This window comes from Bradyrhizobium sp. SZCCHNS2022 (assembly GCF_032377575.1).
GTDB lineage: Bacteria > Pseudomonadota > Alphaproteobacteria > Rhizobiales > Xanthobacteraceae > Bradyrhizobium > Bradyrhizobium aeschynomenes.
Genome location: NZ_JAUHHZ010000001.1, coordinates 6,550,933 through 6,568,403, shown reverse-complemented (window position 1 = coordinate 6,568,403; position 17,471 = coordinate 6,550,933). Strand labels below are relative to the sequence as shown.

General features: G+C 67.5%; 13 protein-coding genes. 7 read left to right on the top strand and 6 right to left on the bottom strand.

Translation table 11 applies throughout. From position 1 onward, the window contains the following. Nucleotides 1–18: 18 nt before the first annotated feature. On the bottom strand, nt 19–663 hold the full coding sequence (locus QXZ94_RS29325; protein WP_315724290.1) for a hypothetical protein: 645 nt from the start codon (nt 661–663) through the stop codon (nt 19–21). Between the two features lie 171 nt (nt 664–834). Here QXZ94_RS29325 and QXZ94_RS29320 point away from each other — a divergent pair, with 171 nt between their 5' ends. Then, complete coding sequence (locus tag QXZ94_RS29320; protein WP_315724288.1) at nt 835–2,397, top strand: AMP-binding protein; 1,563 nt, start codon at nt 835–837, stop codon at nt 2,395–2,397. 1,165 nt (nt 2,398–3,562) lie between these two features. Here the strand turns inward: QXZ94_RS29320 and QXZ94_RS29315 are convergent. Then, on the bottom strand, nt 3,563–3,808 hold the full coding sequence (locus QXZ94_RS29315) for a hypothetical protein (protein ID WP_315724286.1): 246 nt from the start codon (nt 3,806–3,808) through the stop codon (nt 3,563–3,565). Between the two features lie 423 nt (nt 3,809–4,231). Further along, entirely contained in the window at nt 4,232–5,473 is a 1,242-nt protein-coding gene (locus tag QXZ94_RS29310; protein ID WP_315724284.1) for an NF038122 family metalloprotease, read from the bottom strand. 261 nt (nt 5,474–5,734) lie between these two features. On the opposite strand from QXZ94_RS29310, the gene QXZ94_RS29305 reads away from it, so the two are divergent. Both QXZ94_RS29305 and QXZ94_RS29300 read left to right on the top strand, forming a co-directional pair. Continuing rightward, nucleotides 5,735–6,685 carry an aldo/keto reductase gene (locus QXZ94_RS29305; protein ID WP_315724282.1) on the top strand — a complete coding sequence of 317 codons (951 nt, stop codon included), beginning with the start codon at nt 5,735–5,737 and terminating at the stop codon, nt 6,683–6,685. 275 nt (nt 6,686–6,960) lie between these two features. After that, complete coding sequence (locus QXZ94_RS29300) at nt 6,961–8,091, top strand: hypothetical protein (RefSeq protein WP_409998554.1); 1,131 nt, start codon at nt 6,961–6,963, stop codon at nt 8,089–8,091. Between the two features lie 18 nt (nt 8,092–8,109). Here the strand turns inward: QXZ94_RS29300 and QXZ94_RS29295 are convergent, their stop codons facing one another. Both QXZ94_RS29295 and QXZ94_RS29290 read right to left on the bottom strand, forming a co-directional pair. After that, entirely contained in the window at nt 8,110–9,561 is a 1,452-nt protein-coding gene (locus QXZ94_RS29295) for a HAMP domain-containing sensor histidine kinase (RefSeq protein ID WP_315724278.1), read from the bottom strand. Between the two features lie 5 nt (nt 9,562–9,566). Next, the gene (locus tag QXZ94_RS29290) at nt 9,567–10,238 is read right to left on the bottom strand and encodes a response regulator transcription factor (RefSeq protein ID WP_315724277.1); all 672 of its coding nucleotides are present in this window, start codon (nt 10,236–10,238) and stop codon (nt 9,567–9,569) included. Nucleotides 10,239–10,720: 482 nt separating this feature from the next. On the opposite strand from QXZ94_RS29290, the gene QXZ94_RS29285 reads away from it, so the two are divergent. Beyond that, nucleotides 10,721–12,280, top strand: a complete 1,560-nt coding sequence (locus QXZ94_RS29285) for a glycosyltransferase family 39 protein (RefSeq protein WP_315724275.1) — start codon at nt 10,721–10,723, stop codon at nt 12,278–12,280. Between the two features lie 85 nt (nt 12,281–12,365). Here the strand turns inward: QXZ94_RS29285 and QXZ94_RS29280 are convergent, their stop codons facing one another. Further along, nucleotides 12,366–12,689, bottom strand: a complete 324-nt coding sequence (locus QXZ94_RS29280) for a hypothetical protein (RefSeq protein WP_315724273.1) — start codon at nt 12,687–12,689, stop codon at nt 12,366–12,368. Nucleotides 12,690–13,513: 824 nt separating this feature from the next. Between QXZ94_RS29280 and QXZ94_RS29275 the strand changes: the two genes are divergently transcribed. The 3 genes from QXZ94_RS29275 to QXZ94_RS29265 are packed head-to-tail and all read left to right on the top strand — an operon-like array spanning nt 13,514 to nt 17,471. After that, a complete protein-coding gene (locus tag QXZ94_RS29275; RefSeq protein ID WP_315724271.1) occupies nt 13,514–14,941 on the top strand; it encodes an SWIM zinc finger family protein in 1,428 nt (475 codons plus the stop codon). A 2-nt stretch (nt 14,942–14,943) separates the two neighbouring features. Further along, on the top strand, nt 14,944–16,371 hold the full coding sequence (locus QXZ94_RS29270; RefSeq protein ID WP_315724269.1) for a DUF5691 domain-containing protein: 1,428 nt from the start codon (nt 14,944–14,946) through the stop codon (nt 16,369–16,371). Then, nucleotides 16,368–17,471: an AAA family ATPase gene (locus QXZ94_RS29265; RefSeq protein WP_315724267.1), complete on the top strand. Its 1,104-nt coding sequence runs from the start codon at nt 16,368–16,370 to the stop codon at nt 17,469–17,471. The genes QXZ94_RS29270 and QXZ94_RS29265 overlap by 4 nt, the downstream gene beginning before the upstream one ends.

Sequence of the window (17,471 nt, the reverse complement as noted above, 5' to 3'; positions counted from 1 at the left end):
CGACGCCGGCGTGCGCGATCAATCGTCGCCGAAGAAGCTGTAGCGCGGGCCCTGCATGTCGACCGGCTGGGCGGCATAGGCCCGCGGCGTCGTATCCTCCCGCACCGCCTGTTCGACGGCACGCAGATCCTGCTCGCGGCGCTGCCGGCGACGCTCGACATATTGCCGATGCCGCTCGGCGCGGCGCTGCTCCGCGGCACGCTTGCGCTCGGCCTCGCGTGGCTTGGGATCGGGATCCTGCACCTTCTCGGCGGCCTTGTCCTGCCCCTTGTCCACGAGCTTCGCCTGTGCGTCGTCCGGCGTACCAGCCTGCGACGCGCCCGCCTGTGGATCGGAGGCCGCCGACGCAGCCACCGTCGTCGCGGTCGCATCTGCAGCAGCCGCTTGCGGCGGCGGCGAGGCATTGGCCTGCGCAGGCATCGCAGCGGCCTGTGTCGCGACAGGCGTCACCTTGATCGGAGTCGTCGCAGCCGCCTGCGTGGCGGCAAGGTATGAGGTCGCGGCCGGACTGGGCGACGGCGCGGAACGCTCGAGCTTGGCCGTCTCGACCGGCGCCGATTTCGGATTCATGCCCTCGGCAATCATGAGCCCGCCGCCGAGGCCGGCCGCGACGGCGATGGCGACCGTTCCGGCTCCTGCAAAAAAAGCTGTCGAGGTGCGCATGGCCTTGCTCCGCTATTGTTCGGCCGGGCAACGCGGCGCGCGCAGCGATGTTCCGACCGGCGTCATGATGCGGCTTGAGCGCAAGCGACATTCTGTTAGCCTTCTCGCCAAGCCCCTGTCGCCAAGCCCTGCGACGCAACAACCAGCGGGACACGTCGGGAGGACCATCGCATGACCCATCGGCTCCACGCGTTCCCGGTCGTTTGTGAGCAGACCCTGCTGACACTGTCGCGCCATCCAACGCGCACGGCATTCAGTTGGCCCGGCGGATCGTTGACGTATCAGGGCGCCGTCGACCTGATCGGACGCATGCAAAGCGTGTTCATGCGGCTCGACCTGCCGGCCGGAACGCGCGTTGCGTTCCTCACCGCGAACCGCGCCGACAGCTGGTGCGCCGGCATGGCGGCGCAGCTGTCCCGGCTCGCGATCACCTGGCTGCATCCGCTGGGATCGCTGGAGGATCAGCTGTTCCAGCTGGCGGATTCGGAATCGCAGGTGCTGGTGATCGATGCCGCGGCGTTCCGCGATCGCGGCGGCGAGCTGGCGTCGCGTGCCGACGGCCTGCGTCACGTGTACACTCTCGGACAAGCCGGGTACGGCGCAGACCTGCTCGCCGCCCTCGAGCAGGCCGGCCATGCCACTGCGCGCAATTTCGCGACACCCGACGATGTCGCGACCTTGAACTACACGGGCGGCACGACCGGCAAGTCGAAGGGCGCGCTGCGTCACCACCGCGAATATGGCGGCTTCGCCACCGCGATCCTGGCCGATTTCGAGATCCCCGACCGTGCCCGCTATCTGACGGTGGCGCCGATCAGCCACGTCGCCGGCACCAAGGTGCTGCCGACCCTGATGCGCGGCGGCACCGTGCACATGCTCAAGGGCTTCGACCCCGACGCCATGCTGAAGACGATCGAGCGGGAGCGCATCAACTTCACGCTGTTCGTGCCGACCATGATCTACGTGCTGCTCGATCATCCGGCGCTGAGCCGGACCGATCTGTCCTCGCTCGAGCTCGTATTGTATGGCGCGTCCGCGATGTCGCCGACGCGGCTGGTCGAGGGCATCGAGCGCATCGGCCCGGTGTTCTCGCAGCTCTATGGCCAGACCGAATGCTATCCGGTCTCGGTGCTGCGCAAGGCCGATCACGATCCGAAACAGCCGGAGCTGTTCCTGTCGTGCGGCTTCCCGATCGCGGCCTGCGAGGTCAAGATCCTCGACGACAATGATCAGGAGGTGGCGCAGGGCGAGGCCGGCGAGATCTGTGTGCGCGCGCCGCATGTGATGACGGAATACTGGAAGCGGCCCGATATCACCGCCGAGACCTTGAAGAACGGCTGGCTGCACACCGGCGACATCGCCCGGCGCGACGAGCGCGGCTACATGTACATCCTTGACCGCAAGAAGGACATGATCGTCTCCGGCGGCTTCAACATCTTCCCGCGCGAGATCGAGGATGTGCTGACCCAGCATGCCGATGTCGCGATATGCGCCGTGGTCGGCGTGCCCGACGACAAATGGGGCGAGGCCGTCACCGCGATCGTGGTGCCGCGCGCGGGTGCGCAGCCGGATGCGACGGAGCTGATCGAGCTGGTGAAGGCACGCAAGGGCTCGGCGCATGCGCCCAAGCGCATCGAGTTCGTCACGGAGCTGCCGGTGACCGGCGTCGGCAAGATCGACAAGAAGGTGCTGCGCGCGCGGTATTGGGAAGGGCGCGGCCGGATGGTGGGGTGAGACGGGTTGCCGACCGCTCAGCTTTGCTTGCTGAGCAGCCAACTACACTCTCCCGCGTCGTCCCGGGCAAGCGAAGCGCGACCCGGGATCCATAGCCACAGGAGCGTTTGGCGACCGCGGATGTCGCGGCAGACGTGCCTCATTCGACGTCCTGTGGTTATGGGTCCCGGCGTTCGCCGGGTCGACGGCGGAATATGTCGTACAAGCTTCGCACATGACATCGCCGTCTCGCGGCGCATCGGCGTCCAAGTGTTGCGGAACTCGTCCCCTCCATCGGAACGGAGGGTGCAGGGAAGGCCGGGCCTCGGCTGAATCGGGATAGGGGGGTCTCGCGACTCCCCCCTCCCACACCACCGTACGTACGGATCACGTATACGGCGGTTCGGCAGATTAAGCGGTTCTGCGGACCTCGAGGTAAGGCAGGCCGCGTGAGGCGAAGAAGGATTTTGGCAGAGCTCTGGCCAGCGCGGCGCTGTTGGCGGGCCGCCAGGGAACACGTGGGTTGCCGGCGGTTTTGAGCGCCGTCTCCCGGTCGACGCCGCGGCGTCGCAGCTCATCAAAGCGATTAGGACCACGCTTCCATCGGGTCCGGACGACGGCGCGCAACCGCGCCTGATCCACTCATCCCGCTTGCGCAACACCGACGGCGTCTCGCAGAACCCGAGGTAGCCGCGCCATCCCTCAGGTACAGCGACAGCTTCTCGATGATCTGCTCCAGGCTGCGGCCAGACTGTCGCCCCGTCAGCACGCCGGCCCGCTTGCGCGAAAGCCCCGAGCCCGACACGTCCACCGCTCCCCGCTCGCTATGCTCCGTGACGATCGGCCGAAACGTCCCTCTTCATCGCGAACGGGATGGCCGAGAGCATCGATCTGATTTGCCCGACGACACAAGGCGACGAGCGTGCGACAAACTGGCTCGACGGGCAGTTGGTGCATGAGGGCGATGCGGAGATTGCCCGTCGGGCATGACGGCGAAATCGAGTACCGGGCCCGTAATAAAGCGAAGACCGTCGCCGGCAATTGCGTTGCTCCGAATCCAACCATGTACTTGAGCAATGCTGCGGTGTGCGCGCGCGGACATCGCGAGACGAGCACCGTCCAGAGCATCGCCACTCGCCACGGTTGATAAAATTTCAATACATCTTTCGCTCTCATGGTGCCCTCGTCAGGCGGAGGGCTCACGGGTGAGATCTGTTACCAACTGGTTGACGTCGGCGGGGTCGCGGCGCTTCAAGTCCGCAGCCCTGACGACGGCCATCATGATCGCTGCGGCGATGCTGCCGCGCGCTGCTGATGCCAAGTCGTGCTCCCGGCAGGGCGAGGAATGTCGCTCCTCGGCGAGGACCAGGGTTTCTGCGCGATATTTCGACACATACATCAACCGATGCAACGCCGAGACCAACGCCTGCATCGCCCGTTGCAAGACCGGCATCAAGGTCTTCGTCGACGTCTTCGACAGCCCCGGCAGCGCCCAGCAATATCCAATCGACGAGTGCCGCTAGGAATTAGCAGTGGCGTGCAGAAAACCAATCGACTTGCCGCTCGCGCTGCCGGGCTCCGCGAGCGGCGGGCATGCGCCGCCTGCTCGCGTGCCTCACATGTCGGCCGGTGGTTATGGGTCCCGGGTCTCCGCCCGGGACGACACTGAGATTGTTGCGCGGCCATAATGTCTCGCGCACATCGTACGGATGGCGCGGTCGGGCTGGCGGATGCGGGCGCGGCGTCGCGGGAAGCCCCGCGCATCGTGCCGCATCGCGGCTCGACGATCCGAAGCGGCTTGGGGTTTCCGTCACGGCGCGCCTTGCCGGCAGGCGCCGTGCCGGTGACGTCGAGCTCAGTTCGCGGTGATGTTGTGCAGGTGCATGGCCATCATGGAATCGTAGTGGGCGTTGCCGGCATAGGGGTCGTGGAGGGCCGCCTCGTGCGTCATGCCGTTCGCGTTGGTCGCGGTCGTGCCATTGGCTGCGGCCGCATCGGCCTCGGCGTTGGCGAGCACCTGGGCGGCGCCGACCGCGTCGCCGAGCTTGATCAGGCTGGCGGCGGTCTCGGCCGCGACGGCGGAGTTGATGGCCGCGGCCTGCTGCACGGTCTGCAGGGGAGCGGCGACGCCGCGCGCCTGCGGCAGCTCGGCGAGCAGCGCCGCGGTGTCCGGCGTCGTGATGTTGTAGCCGAGCGTCTCCAGCACCACGAGGTCGATCGGTGACAGCGTCTGCGACGTGGTCGGATTGTAGAACTCGTTCAAAGGATCGTTGGCGCCCTGGATGCCGGTGTTGAGGAAGTCGGCCGGATCGGAGTTCTGGCCGTAATCGGCAATCTTGGTGACGCCACCGTCGAGCGAGAAATAGGCCGGCGGTGCCGAGCTGATGCTATTGTTGATCAGGTTCTGGCCGGGCTTGGTGAAGTCGAACAGATCAAAGATGTCGAGATTGCCCGGCGAGGGCACCCGCCCGAGCGCATGCGACAGCTCGTGCAGCGCGACGCCGACCAGCGACTGCGTCGGGATGTCGGTGTTGAAGATGGCGAAACCGTCCTCGGTCGTCGTATCGTTCGGATCGATCAGGCCGAGCACCTTGGCCTGCGCATTGGCGACAAACACCTGGGAGTGGCCCTGCACCGCCCGCGTGTTCGGCAGATTGTCGAACACGGTGTCGCCTGCCGCCGCGTGGTCCTGCAGATCGGTCCGCAACGACGCGTAGTTGGCGAACACGCCGTCGCTGACATTGGCGCCGGCGCCGCCGCCGGTGCCGGCATATTCGATCGACAGGTTGATCGTGGCCTCGTCGGTGATCGCCGACGACAGGATCGCGGCGGCCTGCTCGACGCCGGCCCGGAAGCTTTCCGGAGCGGCAGCGCCCGCCGCGTCGAAGGTCAGGTTGAAGGTGAGGCCGCCGGTGTGAACCGACACGGTCTCCGAGCCGTCGGCATGGACGACCGGATCCGAGACCGCATCCGGCGGCAGCACGAAGGGCGTCGCGGCGGCAGCCGTCGTGGTCGTCGTGTTGTTCGCCGCGGCCGTGTCCTGCACCATCAGGGCGTCGGAGCTCAATCCGAGCTGGTCATAGGTCAGCGTGTTCATTGGACGGACTCCTCAACCAGCGCCTCGCATCCTCATCTGCAAGGCGGTCGCAATGGGCGGACCATCATCGGCAACTAAGTGGAAAGTCTGACGTCGTCGGAACCTCTTCGGGGCAGCGGCGCCATGGTTTGGATGCATCACGCGGGCCCGCCATGCTGCTGCCGCGCTGGTCATGCGCGACGAACGGAGGCAATCTGTCGCAGGCGCTCGCCACACATCCAGCCACACATTTTATAAGTCCCCTCGAATCGAGAGATCGTCATGAAACACCGTCCGCTCGGCCGTTCCGGCCTCAACGTTCCGCCCCTCTGCTTCGGCTGCAACGTGTTCGGCTGGACGGTCGACGAAGCCGCCTCGTTCCGCCTGCTCGACAAGGTGCTGGAGTCCGGCATCAGCTTCCTCGACACCGCCGACGTCTATTCGCGCTGGGTGCCGGGCCACAGCGGCGGCGAGTCCGAGACCATCATCGGCAAATGGATGAAGCTGCGCGGCAACCGCGACAAGATCATCCTCGCCACCAAGGTCGGCATGGACATGGGCGACGGCAAGGTCGGGCTGAAGGCCGACTACATCGCCCGCGCCGTGGAGGACAGCTTGCGCCGGCTGCAGACCGACGTGATCGATCTGTACCAGTCGCACAAGGACGACGAGACCACGCCGCAGGAGGAGACGCTTGCGGCCTATGACAGGCTCATCAAGGCCGGCAAGGTGCGCGTCATCGGCGCCTCGAACTTCTCGGCGGAGCGGCTGCAGGCCGCGCTCGACATCTCCAAGGCGAACGGCCTGCCGCGCTATGAGAGCCTGCAGCCGGAATACAGCCTCGCGGAGCGCACCTCCTATGAGGGCGCGCTGCAGCGTGTCTGCGAGGACAACGGCGTCGGCGTCATCACCTTCTTCTCGCTCGCTGCCGGCTTCCTCACCGGCAAATACCGCTCGGAGGCCGATCTCGGCCAGAGCCCGCGCGGCACGCGCGCGATTCCCAAATACATGAACGAGCGCGGCATGCGCATTCTCGCCGGCCTCGACGCGGTCGCCCGCGAGACCGGCGCGCAGCCGGCCGCGATCGCGCTGGCCTGGCTGCTGGCCAAACCGTCCGTCACCGCGCCGATCGCCAGCGCCACGAAGCCGGAGCATGTCGACACGCTGGTGGCGGCGACGCAGCTCGCGCTGACTCCCGAACAGGTTGCGCGGCTCGATCAGGCCAGCGCTTGAGTTGTTAGTACGCATCCGGAGCACGGCGCGACCAGTTGACGCATCGCGCCGACGGCGCGCCGTGAGCCGGGCACGGAAGCGGCCGCCCCACTGCGATTCCAGCCGCAGCATGGAATTGATTGGGCTACTTTGCAGCTTCTTGCGCACCACCACGACGAGGACAAAATTCGGCCCGGATCGAATTGCTAAGTGCACTGCCAAATTAGAATGACTTCAAGGAAGCGTTGGGGGCAGGTGTGGCGCGTGTCGATGTTTGCGCAATCATTTCGGCGATCATCCTGGCAACGGCCTGCGGGCCCGGCGGCAGCGCGCGGGCGCAGCAGCAGCAGCGCGCCCCGGCCGGCGCGGCCCACGTCGGCGCGGCCCATGTCGGCACCCTGCCGGATCGTGAATCGCTGAACTCGGGCACGGTCACCGTCATCACCGCACCGATCGGCGGACCGATGTCGGTGATGGGCTCGGACATGGCCGCGGTGCTCGACGAAGGCGAGAGCCTGCGCGTGCTGCCGATCCTCGGCAAGGGCTCGGCGCAGAACCTCGTCGACATCATCATGCTGAAGAACATCGATATGGGCTTCGTCGCCACCGACGCGATGGAGTTCGTGAAGACGGAATACAACATCCCGGACATCGCCCAGCGCGTGCGCTACATCGCGCAGCTGTTTCACAACGACGTCCACATCGTCGCGCGGCGCGAGATCCGCTCGTTGCAGGATCTCAACGGCAAGCGCGTGTTTGCCGAACGCTCGATTGGCCTGCCTGCCGCGCGCACGATCTTCCGGCGGCTCGGCATCCAGGCCGACATCGACTCGCAGACCGATCCGACCGGCGGACTGCAGAAGCTGATCGACGGCCAGGGCGATGCCTGGATCGCGTCGGTATCGAAGGACGCGCCGATCATCAAGGGCATCAAGAACGAGGGCGGCCGGCTGCACCTGCTCGCCGTGCCCTACGACCGCGCGCTGCAGGACATCTATCTGCCGACCGCGTTCTCGTCGGAAGAATATCCGAACCTGGTGCCGCCGGGCGCCAGGATCGACGCGGTCGCGGCCTCCACCGTGCTGATGGTGTACAACTGGCCCGAGAACAGCGAGCGCTATCGCCGCACCGCGCGGTTCGTCGATGCGCTGTTCGGCAAGATCCAGGTGCTGCAGTCGCCGCCGCGGCATCCGAAATGGCGCGACACCGTGCTGTCGGCGCCGGTGCAGGGTCTGATCCGCTTCAAGGCGGCGCAGGAATGGCTCGAGGGCGCGCGGGCGATGCAGTCGCCAACGACGGACGGCAACCCCGCCGAATTCCGCAAATTCCTCGACGAGCGCAAGGCGCAGGCGCGGATGTCCTCGGACGAGGCGGCGCGGCTCTACAGCGATTTCCTGAAGTGGCAGCGGAGCAAGGAGACGCGCTGAGATTTCGAGAGGTGAAGCTCAGCCCGAGTGCGGCTGCAACCCGGCCTTCCCTGCGGCGCGCCGCCGGGGCGGCGAGGCCTCGTCGGCGGCGATCGATGCTCCGCCTCGCGGGGTCGAGGCGCGTGCGAAGCTCAGCTCCACCGTGGCGCCTCCACCGGGCGTCTCGTGCAGCGCGACGCGGCCATGGTGCGTCAGCATGACCTGCGACACGATGGAAAGCCCGAGTCCCATGCCTTCGCCGCGGGCGGATCCGCGCGCGAACGGCTGCAGCAGGCGTTCGGGCTGATCCGACGGCAATCCCGGCCCGGAATCGATCACGCTCAAGCGCGCCGTTGCGTCGACGTCGACGAGAATCGGTCCGCCCGCGGCGGCATGCGTGACGGCGTTTCTGATCAGGTTGGAGATTGCCGCGGCGACGGCCGGCTCCGAGCCCTGGATCCAGACCGGAGCGTCGGGCCCGGCGAAGCCGATCTCCAGGCCGGCCTTCAGCGCCATCGGCACGTGCTCCGCCGTGACGCGACGCGCCAGCGTGACCAGATCGATCTCGGTCAGCTCGGCCGGCTCCATCGAGATGCGCGCCAATTGCAGGAGCATGGTGACGATCGCGGACAGCTTCTGGTTTTCGGCAACGAGCCTGGCGCGCAGGCCGGCGTCCGGCACCGCCTCGAGCATCGTGCGTGCATTGGTCAGTGGTGTCCTCAGCTCATGCGCGGCGTTGGAGAGGAAGTTGCGCTGCGCCTCGGCGGCGTGGTCGATGCGGGACAGCGCTCGATTGAATGCGGTGACCAGCGGCAGCAACTCGGCCGGCGCGTCCCGCTCCGGCAGCCGGCGGCCGTCCGGAACGCCGTCGATCATCTCGGCCGCGCTCGCCACCGCGCGGACCGGGCGCGCGATCAGCGTCGGCACGAACACCAGGGCCGCAACCACCGTCGCCAGCAGCACGAGAATGATCGGGAGCGCCACGATCGTCGCGTCGGTCAACGTGCCCAGCATCAGCTGCGTCGAGGTGTAGGCCACGCCGCCGGTCTCGATCCAGACCTCGCCCACCGGCGTGTTCCGGACGGCCGTCATGCGCTTCAGGTTCCGGGTCTCGCCGTCGATGGCGTAGGCCAGAAAGCGCGTGCTGTCCTGCGACGACGGGTGCTTGTGCGGCCGCCATTTCGGAATCGGCCCGTAGCTGACCTCGCCGCTCTTGTCCGACACGACGTACCAGAAGGTCGGAAAATCCTGGATGATCTTGTCGAGACGCGCGGTCTGCTTGACGAGCAGCCGCCCGCCGGCGTCCCGCGCCACCGCCTCCTTCAGCGCATCGGCGACATCGGCCGCGCCCCACGTTCCGTCGTCGTCGCCGCCGAACCGGATCAGCAAGGCCGCGGCGCAGATCAGCATGATGGTGCTGACGACCCCGATCAGCGTCGCCGACAGCAGCGTGATGGAGCGACGGACGCGCGTGACCTTCTGCCACCTCATGCCCGTTACTCGCCGCTCAGGAGATAGCCGAGGCCGCGCACCGGCCTGATCGTGGCCTTGCAGCTTGCCTCCCGCAGCCGCCGGCGCAGCCGGGAGACGTGGGCCTCGATCGCATTCGACTGGATCTCGTCCTCGAAGCCGTAGGCCGCCGATTCGAGCGTCTCACGCAGGACCACGCGTCCGCTGCCGCGGACCAGCGCCTCGAGAATCGCCAGCTCGCGCCGCGGCACGACGATGGGCGTCTGATCGACGCAGACCGCGCGATTGACGATGTCGTAGCTCAGATTGGCGATCGTGACGATCGCGCCGCGATCGAGAAACAGGCGGCGCAGCACCGCTCGTGCGCGTGCGACCAGCTCGATCGGCTCGAACGGCTTGGCGACGTAGTCGTCCGCGCCTTCATCGAGCGCCCGCGCGATGTCGGCGGGGTCGTCGAGCGCCGTCAGCACCACGGTCGCCGGGCTCGGCTTCTGTTGCCGCAGGTGCGGCAGCAGCGCCAGCCCGTCGCCATCGGGCAGGCCGCGGTCGATCACCACGAGCTCGAAATTGCGCACGGCGATCGCCGCCCGGCCCTCGTCGAGCGTGGTGACGATATCCGACGAGCCGAACGCGGTCGCGAGTGCATCCCGCAGCCAGATTCCCAGCTGAGGGTCATCCTCAACGACCAGAACACGCACGTCACTCTCCCGCACCATCGATACGCCCGTGTTTCTATTCATTACTGACGGATTACAATAGGATTACATCGACGGCGTCCCGGTACCTGTTCCGAGGTCTGCTCCGCGTTCATCCTGATGATCTCCGGTTGCAGACTGCACGACGTCTCAGCCGGCGCGATTGCCATCGTATGACGTCGCATGACAGCCGTGAGCCAACCTCTCATGGGTCGGCGCGCGTGGGCCGCGCATGTCAGGCTGCCGTAATCGTCCTGGCCGAAGCTGCGCGCCCAGCAATCGCCGAGGATATCTCCACGTGAAGACTGACGCATGATCGACCGGACAGGCCGGCCGGTCCCGATCCCATCACCGGCCGCGGCGCCATCTCCGCTACCGCCCTCGTTCTTCGGCTGCGACGAAGCTCAGCCGCCCCTTCCCCGCCCGGACCTTGCCACCGCCGACCGAACGTCGCGCCGGGCGCTCCTTCCCTGATGCAGGCCGATATGTTTCCTGACCTTGCCTTCGCGGCGACCGCCGAACGGTCGGATCGCAATCCGGCGGCGTGGCGGCAGCCGTTGCTGCGCTGGCTCGACGGCATCGAGGCCGGCTGGGCCGTGCCGCTGCTGCTTCTGTGCTTCGTGGCCGTCTGGACCGGCTATCTCACCATCGCCTATTCCGGCGCCGGGCTGCATCCCGATGTCCTGGAAACGTGGACATTCGGACGACAGCTCGCCTGGGGCTACGCCAAGCATCCGCCCCTGATGGGCTGGGTCGCCCGCGCCTGGACCACCGTGTTCCCCTTGTCCGACTGGTCGTTTCACCTGATGGCGATGACCAACGCGGCGTTGGCGCTGTGGTTCGTCGACCTGGTGTCCCGCCGCTTCGTGACCGGCGACAAGCGCGTGATCGTGCTGCTGCTGCTGATGCTGACCACCACCTATCAGTTTCACGCCCAGCGCTTCAACGCGAACTCGGTGCAGCTGGCAACCTGGCCGCTGGCGACCTATTGCTTCCTGCGGGCGTTCGAGACCCGAACGATGCCGTGGTCGGTCGCCGCCGGCACGACGGCTGCGCTCGCGGTGCTCGGCAAATATTATTCGATCTTTCTCGTGATGAGCTTCGCGCTGGCGGCGATCGCGCATCCGCAGCGGCGGGCCTACTTCACCTCGGCATCGCCATGGATCTCGGCGGCCGCCGGTCTCGGCGCCCTCTCCCTGCATCTGGACTGGCTGGTCGCGAGCGGCGGAGCACCGATCCAGCATGCGCTGGCGCACGCCGCGTCCGACCTCGCCACATCCGCACGGGATTCGCTGTTCTTCGTGCTTGGGCTGCTCGCCGCAATGGCACTTCCGGCCGTGACCTGGATCATGGTGGTCGGCGCACGGATCAGACGTCTCCCTGCTGAGATGGCCGCTCTGAACGGCGGCCTGCGGTTGCTGTCATCCATCGCCGTCGGCACCGTGAGCCTGCCCGTCGTCAACGCGCTGACCATGGGCACCGACCTGCCGTCGCTGTGGGCGCTGCAGGGACTTTTCCTGTTCGTGGTCATCATCGTGTGCGGCGCGAGCCATCGCATCGCGCGCTTCCACACCGTCAACGTCGCGGTGCTGACGGCCGGCATCGCCGTCGCAGCCGCCACCGTCGCGGCTCCGCTCCATGCACTCTATCGCAACAACCATGGCTATGAAGAAGGGCGTACCTATTATCGGCAGACCGCCGAGGAAGCGACGCGACAATGGCGCGAGTTGACGGGACGGCCGCTCGCGCATGTCGGCGGCACCGAAAGCCTCGCGCTTGCGACGGCCTTCTACAGCCCCGACCATCCGCACTACGGCCTGCCCGCTGCCGCGGATCAACCTGCTGCGGATCCCTCGCGCGAGACGACCGAGGAGCGCGGCTGGGTTTCGCTCTGCTTCCGCGACCAGCCGGATTGCATCGCGCGGGCGGAGCGAGCGGCCGCTGGCGCGGGACCCTACGTCAAGCGCGAATTTCTCGTGCAAGCGCGCCTGCTGGGACGGGCAGGATGTCAGCGGACCGTCGTCGCGTATTTCGTGACACGATGAGGAGTCCTGGTTGCATTCGAACGGCTAAACAGTCGAGCGCAAGGTCCCGCACCAGCAGGATCTTGCGCTCGGTCGTGCGTGAGTCTCAGTCGACGTCCCAGGCGCCGTCCGAATAGCCATCGCGGTAGCCGGACTGGTAGCCATCACCGTAACCACCGCCATAGCCCGCGTCATACTCGTAGACCCGGTGACGGCGGTAGACGACGCGCGGCGGCGGAGCGTCGTAGCTGTACACATAAGTGGGAGCAGCATGGGCGGTTGCCGCGGACCCGATCAGGGCCCCGATCGCCAGGCCTCCCACGACGCCGGCAGCCACCGCCGCGCCACGGTTGCCGCCGGCGTTCGCCGGTGTCGCGACCGTGCCGGCGATGGTCGATGCCGCGACAAGAAATGCAAAAGCTCGTTTCATTCTGTTCTCCTTGCAATCGGCCCAGCCGTTGCTGCAGGAGAATCGTGGCCGCGGCTTACGGGTTCATTACATGTCGGGACATCGTCGCTTCTCGATTGGAAGCCTTCTGATTGAAAAGCCTGCGCCCCATCCGGTCCCGCAGCCGATGCAGCGACGGAGCGAAGACCATCATTGCAGGCCGTCCGGGAGTGTGGGGCTGGGACACGGCCCGGACGGCCTGCTGGCTGGAGTCCGACGACGTTCGAAGCCATGCGGCACCAGCTCATGATGGAAGAATGCCGCAGGTCGGGCGACGCTGACCAGATCGGTCGGGCGTCACCTGCGGCACCACTCCGATGTCTTTCGGGTCGAACGCCACATCGCGCGACGGCGAGCATGGGTGCCGGCGCACGCAGTCGGTGGCGCAACTGCCGTGACGACGACCGTAAGGACAGTGAGGACGTAGCGGCCCGGCCTTACCGCAGCATTACGCCGCGCGACGCATTGCCGTCGCGCATCCGCAGCCGCTCCTATGACATCAGCACGTTGCCATTCGGCCATGATCGTCAACGCCGCCGGACGGTGCGAAGCGGCGTGCCGACTCAATGATGATGATAGTCGGGCGGCCACAAGGCACGAGCACCGGCTTCGTCGGAGATTGCGGCTCGTCCGTATCGGCGACATGTTCCAATGGCAGCACGTCGCGACAGCACGCGCGACTACGCTGCGCCGTCGTCGCCGTGCGATGCCGAAAACGGCAAGGCTTCTCCTCTGAATTGTTGTGCGGCTCTCCGGCCATCTGCTAGGTAGTGCGCCATCGCACAATCGGCCGGTTGGGAGAGTGGGTGTCTCTGACACGCGAACGGATCGAAGGGCTGGCGCCCGACCAGGCTTCACTTGCCGCGGCGTTGAAGCTTGTGAAGCCTGCGAGCTGGCCGGTGCTGGCCGCAAGCACGGATGCCGAGGTGCTGTGGGGCGAGTGCCAGGGCTCCGGCGCGACGCCGTATCGCATCGTGACCGCGGCCGATGGCGGCGGCTACAAGTGCACCTGCCCGAGCCGCAAGTTTCCCTGCAAGCATGTGCTCGCCGTGCTGTGGCTGCGCGTCGACAAGCCGGAGCGGTTCGAGAGCCTGAGCCCACCGCAATGGGTCGAAGACTGGAGTGCGCGCCGCCGCGGCGGCGGACGCGCACCTGGCAAGCCGAAGCCTGACGGCGACGAAGCCGGCACGCCGCCTTCGCTGGACGCGGCGCTCGCCGAGGCTGCCACCACCACCCCCGCGGATCCCAAGGCCGCTGCGCGCGCCGAGGCGCAGCGCGAGCGCATCAAGGCCGAGCGCGAGGGGGCGATCCTCGCCGGCCTCGACGAGCTCGATCGCTGGATCGCCGATCAGCTCAATCAGGGCCTCGCCGATTTCGCCGCCCGCGTAGGCTCCGCCGCGCGCACGCTGTCGACGCGGCTGGTGGACGCCAAGGCCGGCGGCTTGGCCGCGCGGCTCGATCAGCTCGGCACCGAGCTGTTTCGCGTCGGTGAGGAGCGCCGCGCCGATCTCGCCATCGAGCGGCTGGGCGCGATGGCCCTGATCGCCTCGGCCTACCGGCATCAGGACCGGTTGCCGGCGCCGCTGCGCGACGATGTCCGCCGCGCGGTCGGCTGGTCGGTGCGGCGCGAGGAGCTGCTCGCCGATACGACGGCGCCTCGCGTGACGAGCGTGTGGATCGTCGCCGCCAATCTGTCCGAGGTGCAACCGGACAGGCTGCGCAGGCTCGAAACCTGGATGATCAATGCAAGCACCGACATCAGCCAGCCGCGCGCGGCGGTGCTGATCGATTTCGTGCAGGTGTCCGGCGGCGGTGCGGGTTTTCCGTTCTCGCCCGGCGAGTTCATCGAAGGCGAGGTCGTGTTCTATCCGTCGGCGGCGCCGCTACGCGGGCTGCTGGCCAGCCGCAAGACGGCCGCCGCTGCGCGTTGGCCGCAATCGTTGCCGGGCCTCGCGCCGGCGCTGCAGGACTACGCGGCGCGATTGGCTGCGCTGCCATGGCTCGATCGCTGGCCGTTGCTGCTGTCCAACGTTGCGCTGCGGACCGCCGGCAAGAATGCGCTGGGGATCGCAGACGTCAGCGGCGCGGCGATCGCGGTCGAGGGCAGCCAATTCGATCGGCTGCTGCCGCTGCTCGGCCTCGACGACGTGTCGCTGCTATGTCTGTGGGACGGCCGGACCGCCCAGGTGCTCGCCGCCGACACGCCGCTGGGCCGCTGGCATCACGAGGACTGACGATGGCCAGTGCGATCGATCCGCAAATCCATGCCCGGCTGCGCCAATCGTTCCTGCTCGGCCTCGTGCGGCAGCCGCTGACCGTGCCGTCGGAGCTCGCCGAATTGCTGCCGCGAGGACGCGAGCCGGCGCTGCCCCTGCTCGCGCTGATCGCGCAATGGCAGCGCTTTGCCGGCGCACCGTCTCCGGTCATCGATCCCGTCCCCGATGCCGCGCAGCGGCTGCACCAGGATGCGCGGCCGATCCTGCCGGAGCCGGCGCGGCGCGCCCTCAAGGGCTTGGCGCGCAGCGTCGAGAAGGCGATTGCCTCGAACGTCCTCCCGCTGGCGCTGCGCCGGATCCATGGCGCCGGTTGCCGGCTGCATCCGTTCGATCTGCCGGATTTCGCCGCTCACATCAAGGCTGAGGCCGAGGGACAAGGTCTCGCCGAACGCGCCTTTCTCGCGCTGATCGCCTCCGACTCCGATGAGGATGCGGCGAAGGGCCTGTTCTTCGAGCGCATCACCGCGGACAACTGGACCACCTTCCCGAAGGCGCAGCGCCGTGCCTTCGTTGCGGGGATACGCCGCGACGATGCCGCAGCCGGCCGCGCGCTGATCGAGTCGGTGTGGAAGAGCGAGCCGGCGCCGGTCCGCGGCGCGCTGCTCGATGCGCTGGTGGTCGGCCTCGGCCCGGAGGACAAGCCGTTCCTGGAGAGCCTCGCCAGCGATCGCGCCGACAGCGTCAAGCAGATCGCCGCGCAACTGCTGACACGCATCGCCGATCGCGATGAAGGCGGCACCCGGCTCATCGAGGCCGCGCGATGCTTCAAGCGCGTAGGCTCGTTCCTGGCGAAAATCGGGCTCGGCTCGGGATCGACCCTGACATTCACCCTGCCGATCGACGGCCTGAAATGGCAGGAAGCCGAGGCGCTGCGCGAGCGGCTGTTCGGCGGATTGCAGCTCTCTGCGCTGGCTGCGGCCGTCGGTGTGCCACAGGAGGCGCTGATCGCCGCGTTGCCGCCGCGCGAGCACCGCGTGCTCATGCTGCTGATGGATGCCGCCGCGGCCGAAGGCGATGACGACGTGGTGATGCACATCATCGGCGTACACCTCGACGCCAGCGAGTCGTTGCACGGCTACGCGCTGATGTCGCTTGCCGCGAAAGCCCGCCGGCCGCTCGCGCCGGCGACAGCCGAGCGCCTGATCGCGTCGTCGACCTGGCAGAAAGCGGTGAAGGACATTGCCGACGCAACGACGCCTGCGGCGCAGAAGGATGACGGCCGTCTCGTGCTGATGGCCGCGCTGATGCCGCACGCGACGATGCCGGCCTTCGTCGCCTCGCTTGCGCCGCTGTCCCCCGCCTCCGCGCGGGCGGCGAGGGATTTCGCCGACCTCGTTCTCGCGCTGCCGACCGCAGCGCCACACATGATGCCTGGAGCACACCCATGACCACGCCCGCTGCGAGCCCCGCCGACACTCAGCTGCGCCGATCCGCCGAGGCACTCCATGCGCATGAGCTCGATGCGCTGGCGCAGGAGGACACGCGGGCACGGCCGGCGCAATGGCGGCTGTCGCCCCAGGCGGTCGTCACCTATCTGATGGGCGGCCGCACCAAATCCGGCGTCGAGATCTCGCCGAAATATATCGGCAACCGCCGGCTGATCGAGACCGCGGTGGCGACGCTCGCCACCGACCGCGCGCTTCTCATCCTCGGCGTGCCCGGCACCGCGAAATCCTGGGTGTCCGAGCATCTCGCCGCGGCGATCTCAGGGTCCTCCGAGATGATCGTGCAATGCACGGCCGGCACCGACGAAAACCAGATCCGCTATGGCTGGAACTACGCGCTGCTGCTGGCGAAAGGTCCGTCACGTGAGGCGATGGTGGCGACGCCGCTGATGCGCGCGATGGAGGCCGGGCGGATCGTCCGCTTCGAGGAGCTGACCCGCATGCCCTCGGACGTGCAGGACACGTTGATCACCGTGCTGTCGGAGAAGCTGATGCCGATCCCGGAGATCAACGATTCCATTCATGCCACGCGCGGCTTCAACATGATCGCGACGGCCAACGCGCGGGACAAGGGCGTCAACGAGTTGTCCTCGGCGTTGAAGCGGCGGTTCAATGTGGTGGTGCTGCCGCTGCCGGCCGACCTGGATGAGGAGGTCAAGATCGTCACCAAGCGCGTCGGCGAGATCGGCGGCGGGCTGGAGCTGCCGAAGATCGCGCCCGCCGACCAGGAGATCATGCGCATCGTCACCGTGTTCCGCGAGCTGCGCGACGGCCAGACGCTGGATGGCCGTCTCAAGCTCAAATCACCGTCCGGCTCGCTGTCGACGGCGGAAGCGATCGCGGTGACGATCGGCGCATGGGCGGAGGCCGGGCATTTCGGCTCGGGTGTGATCGACGCGCAGGCGATGGCCGCCAATCTGGTCGGCGCAATCGTCAAGGACCCGGTGCAGGACAAGGTCGTGCTGCAGGAATACCTCGAGACCGTGGTGCGCGAGCGCAAGCCGTGGGCCGATCTCTATGGCGCCATCCGCGAAGTGATGTGA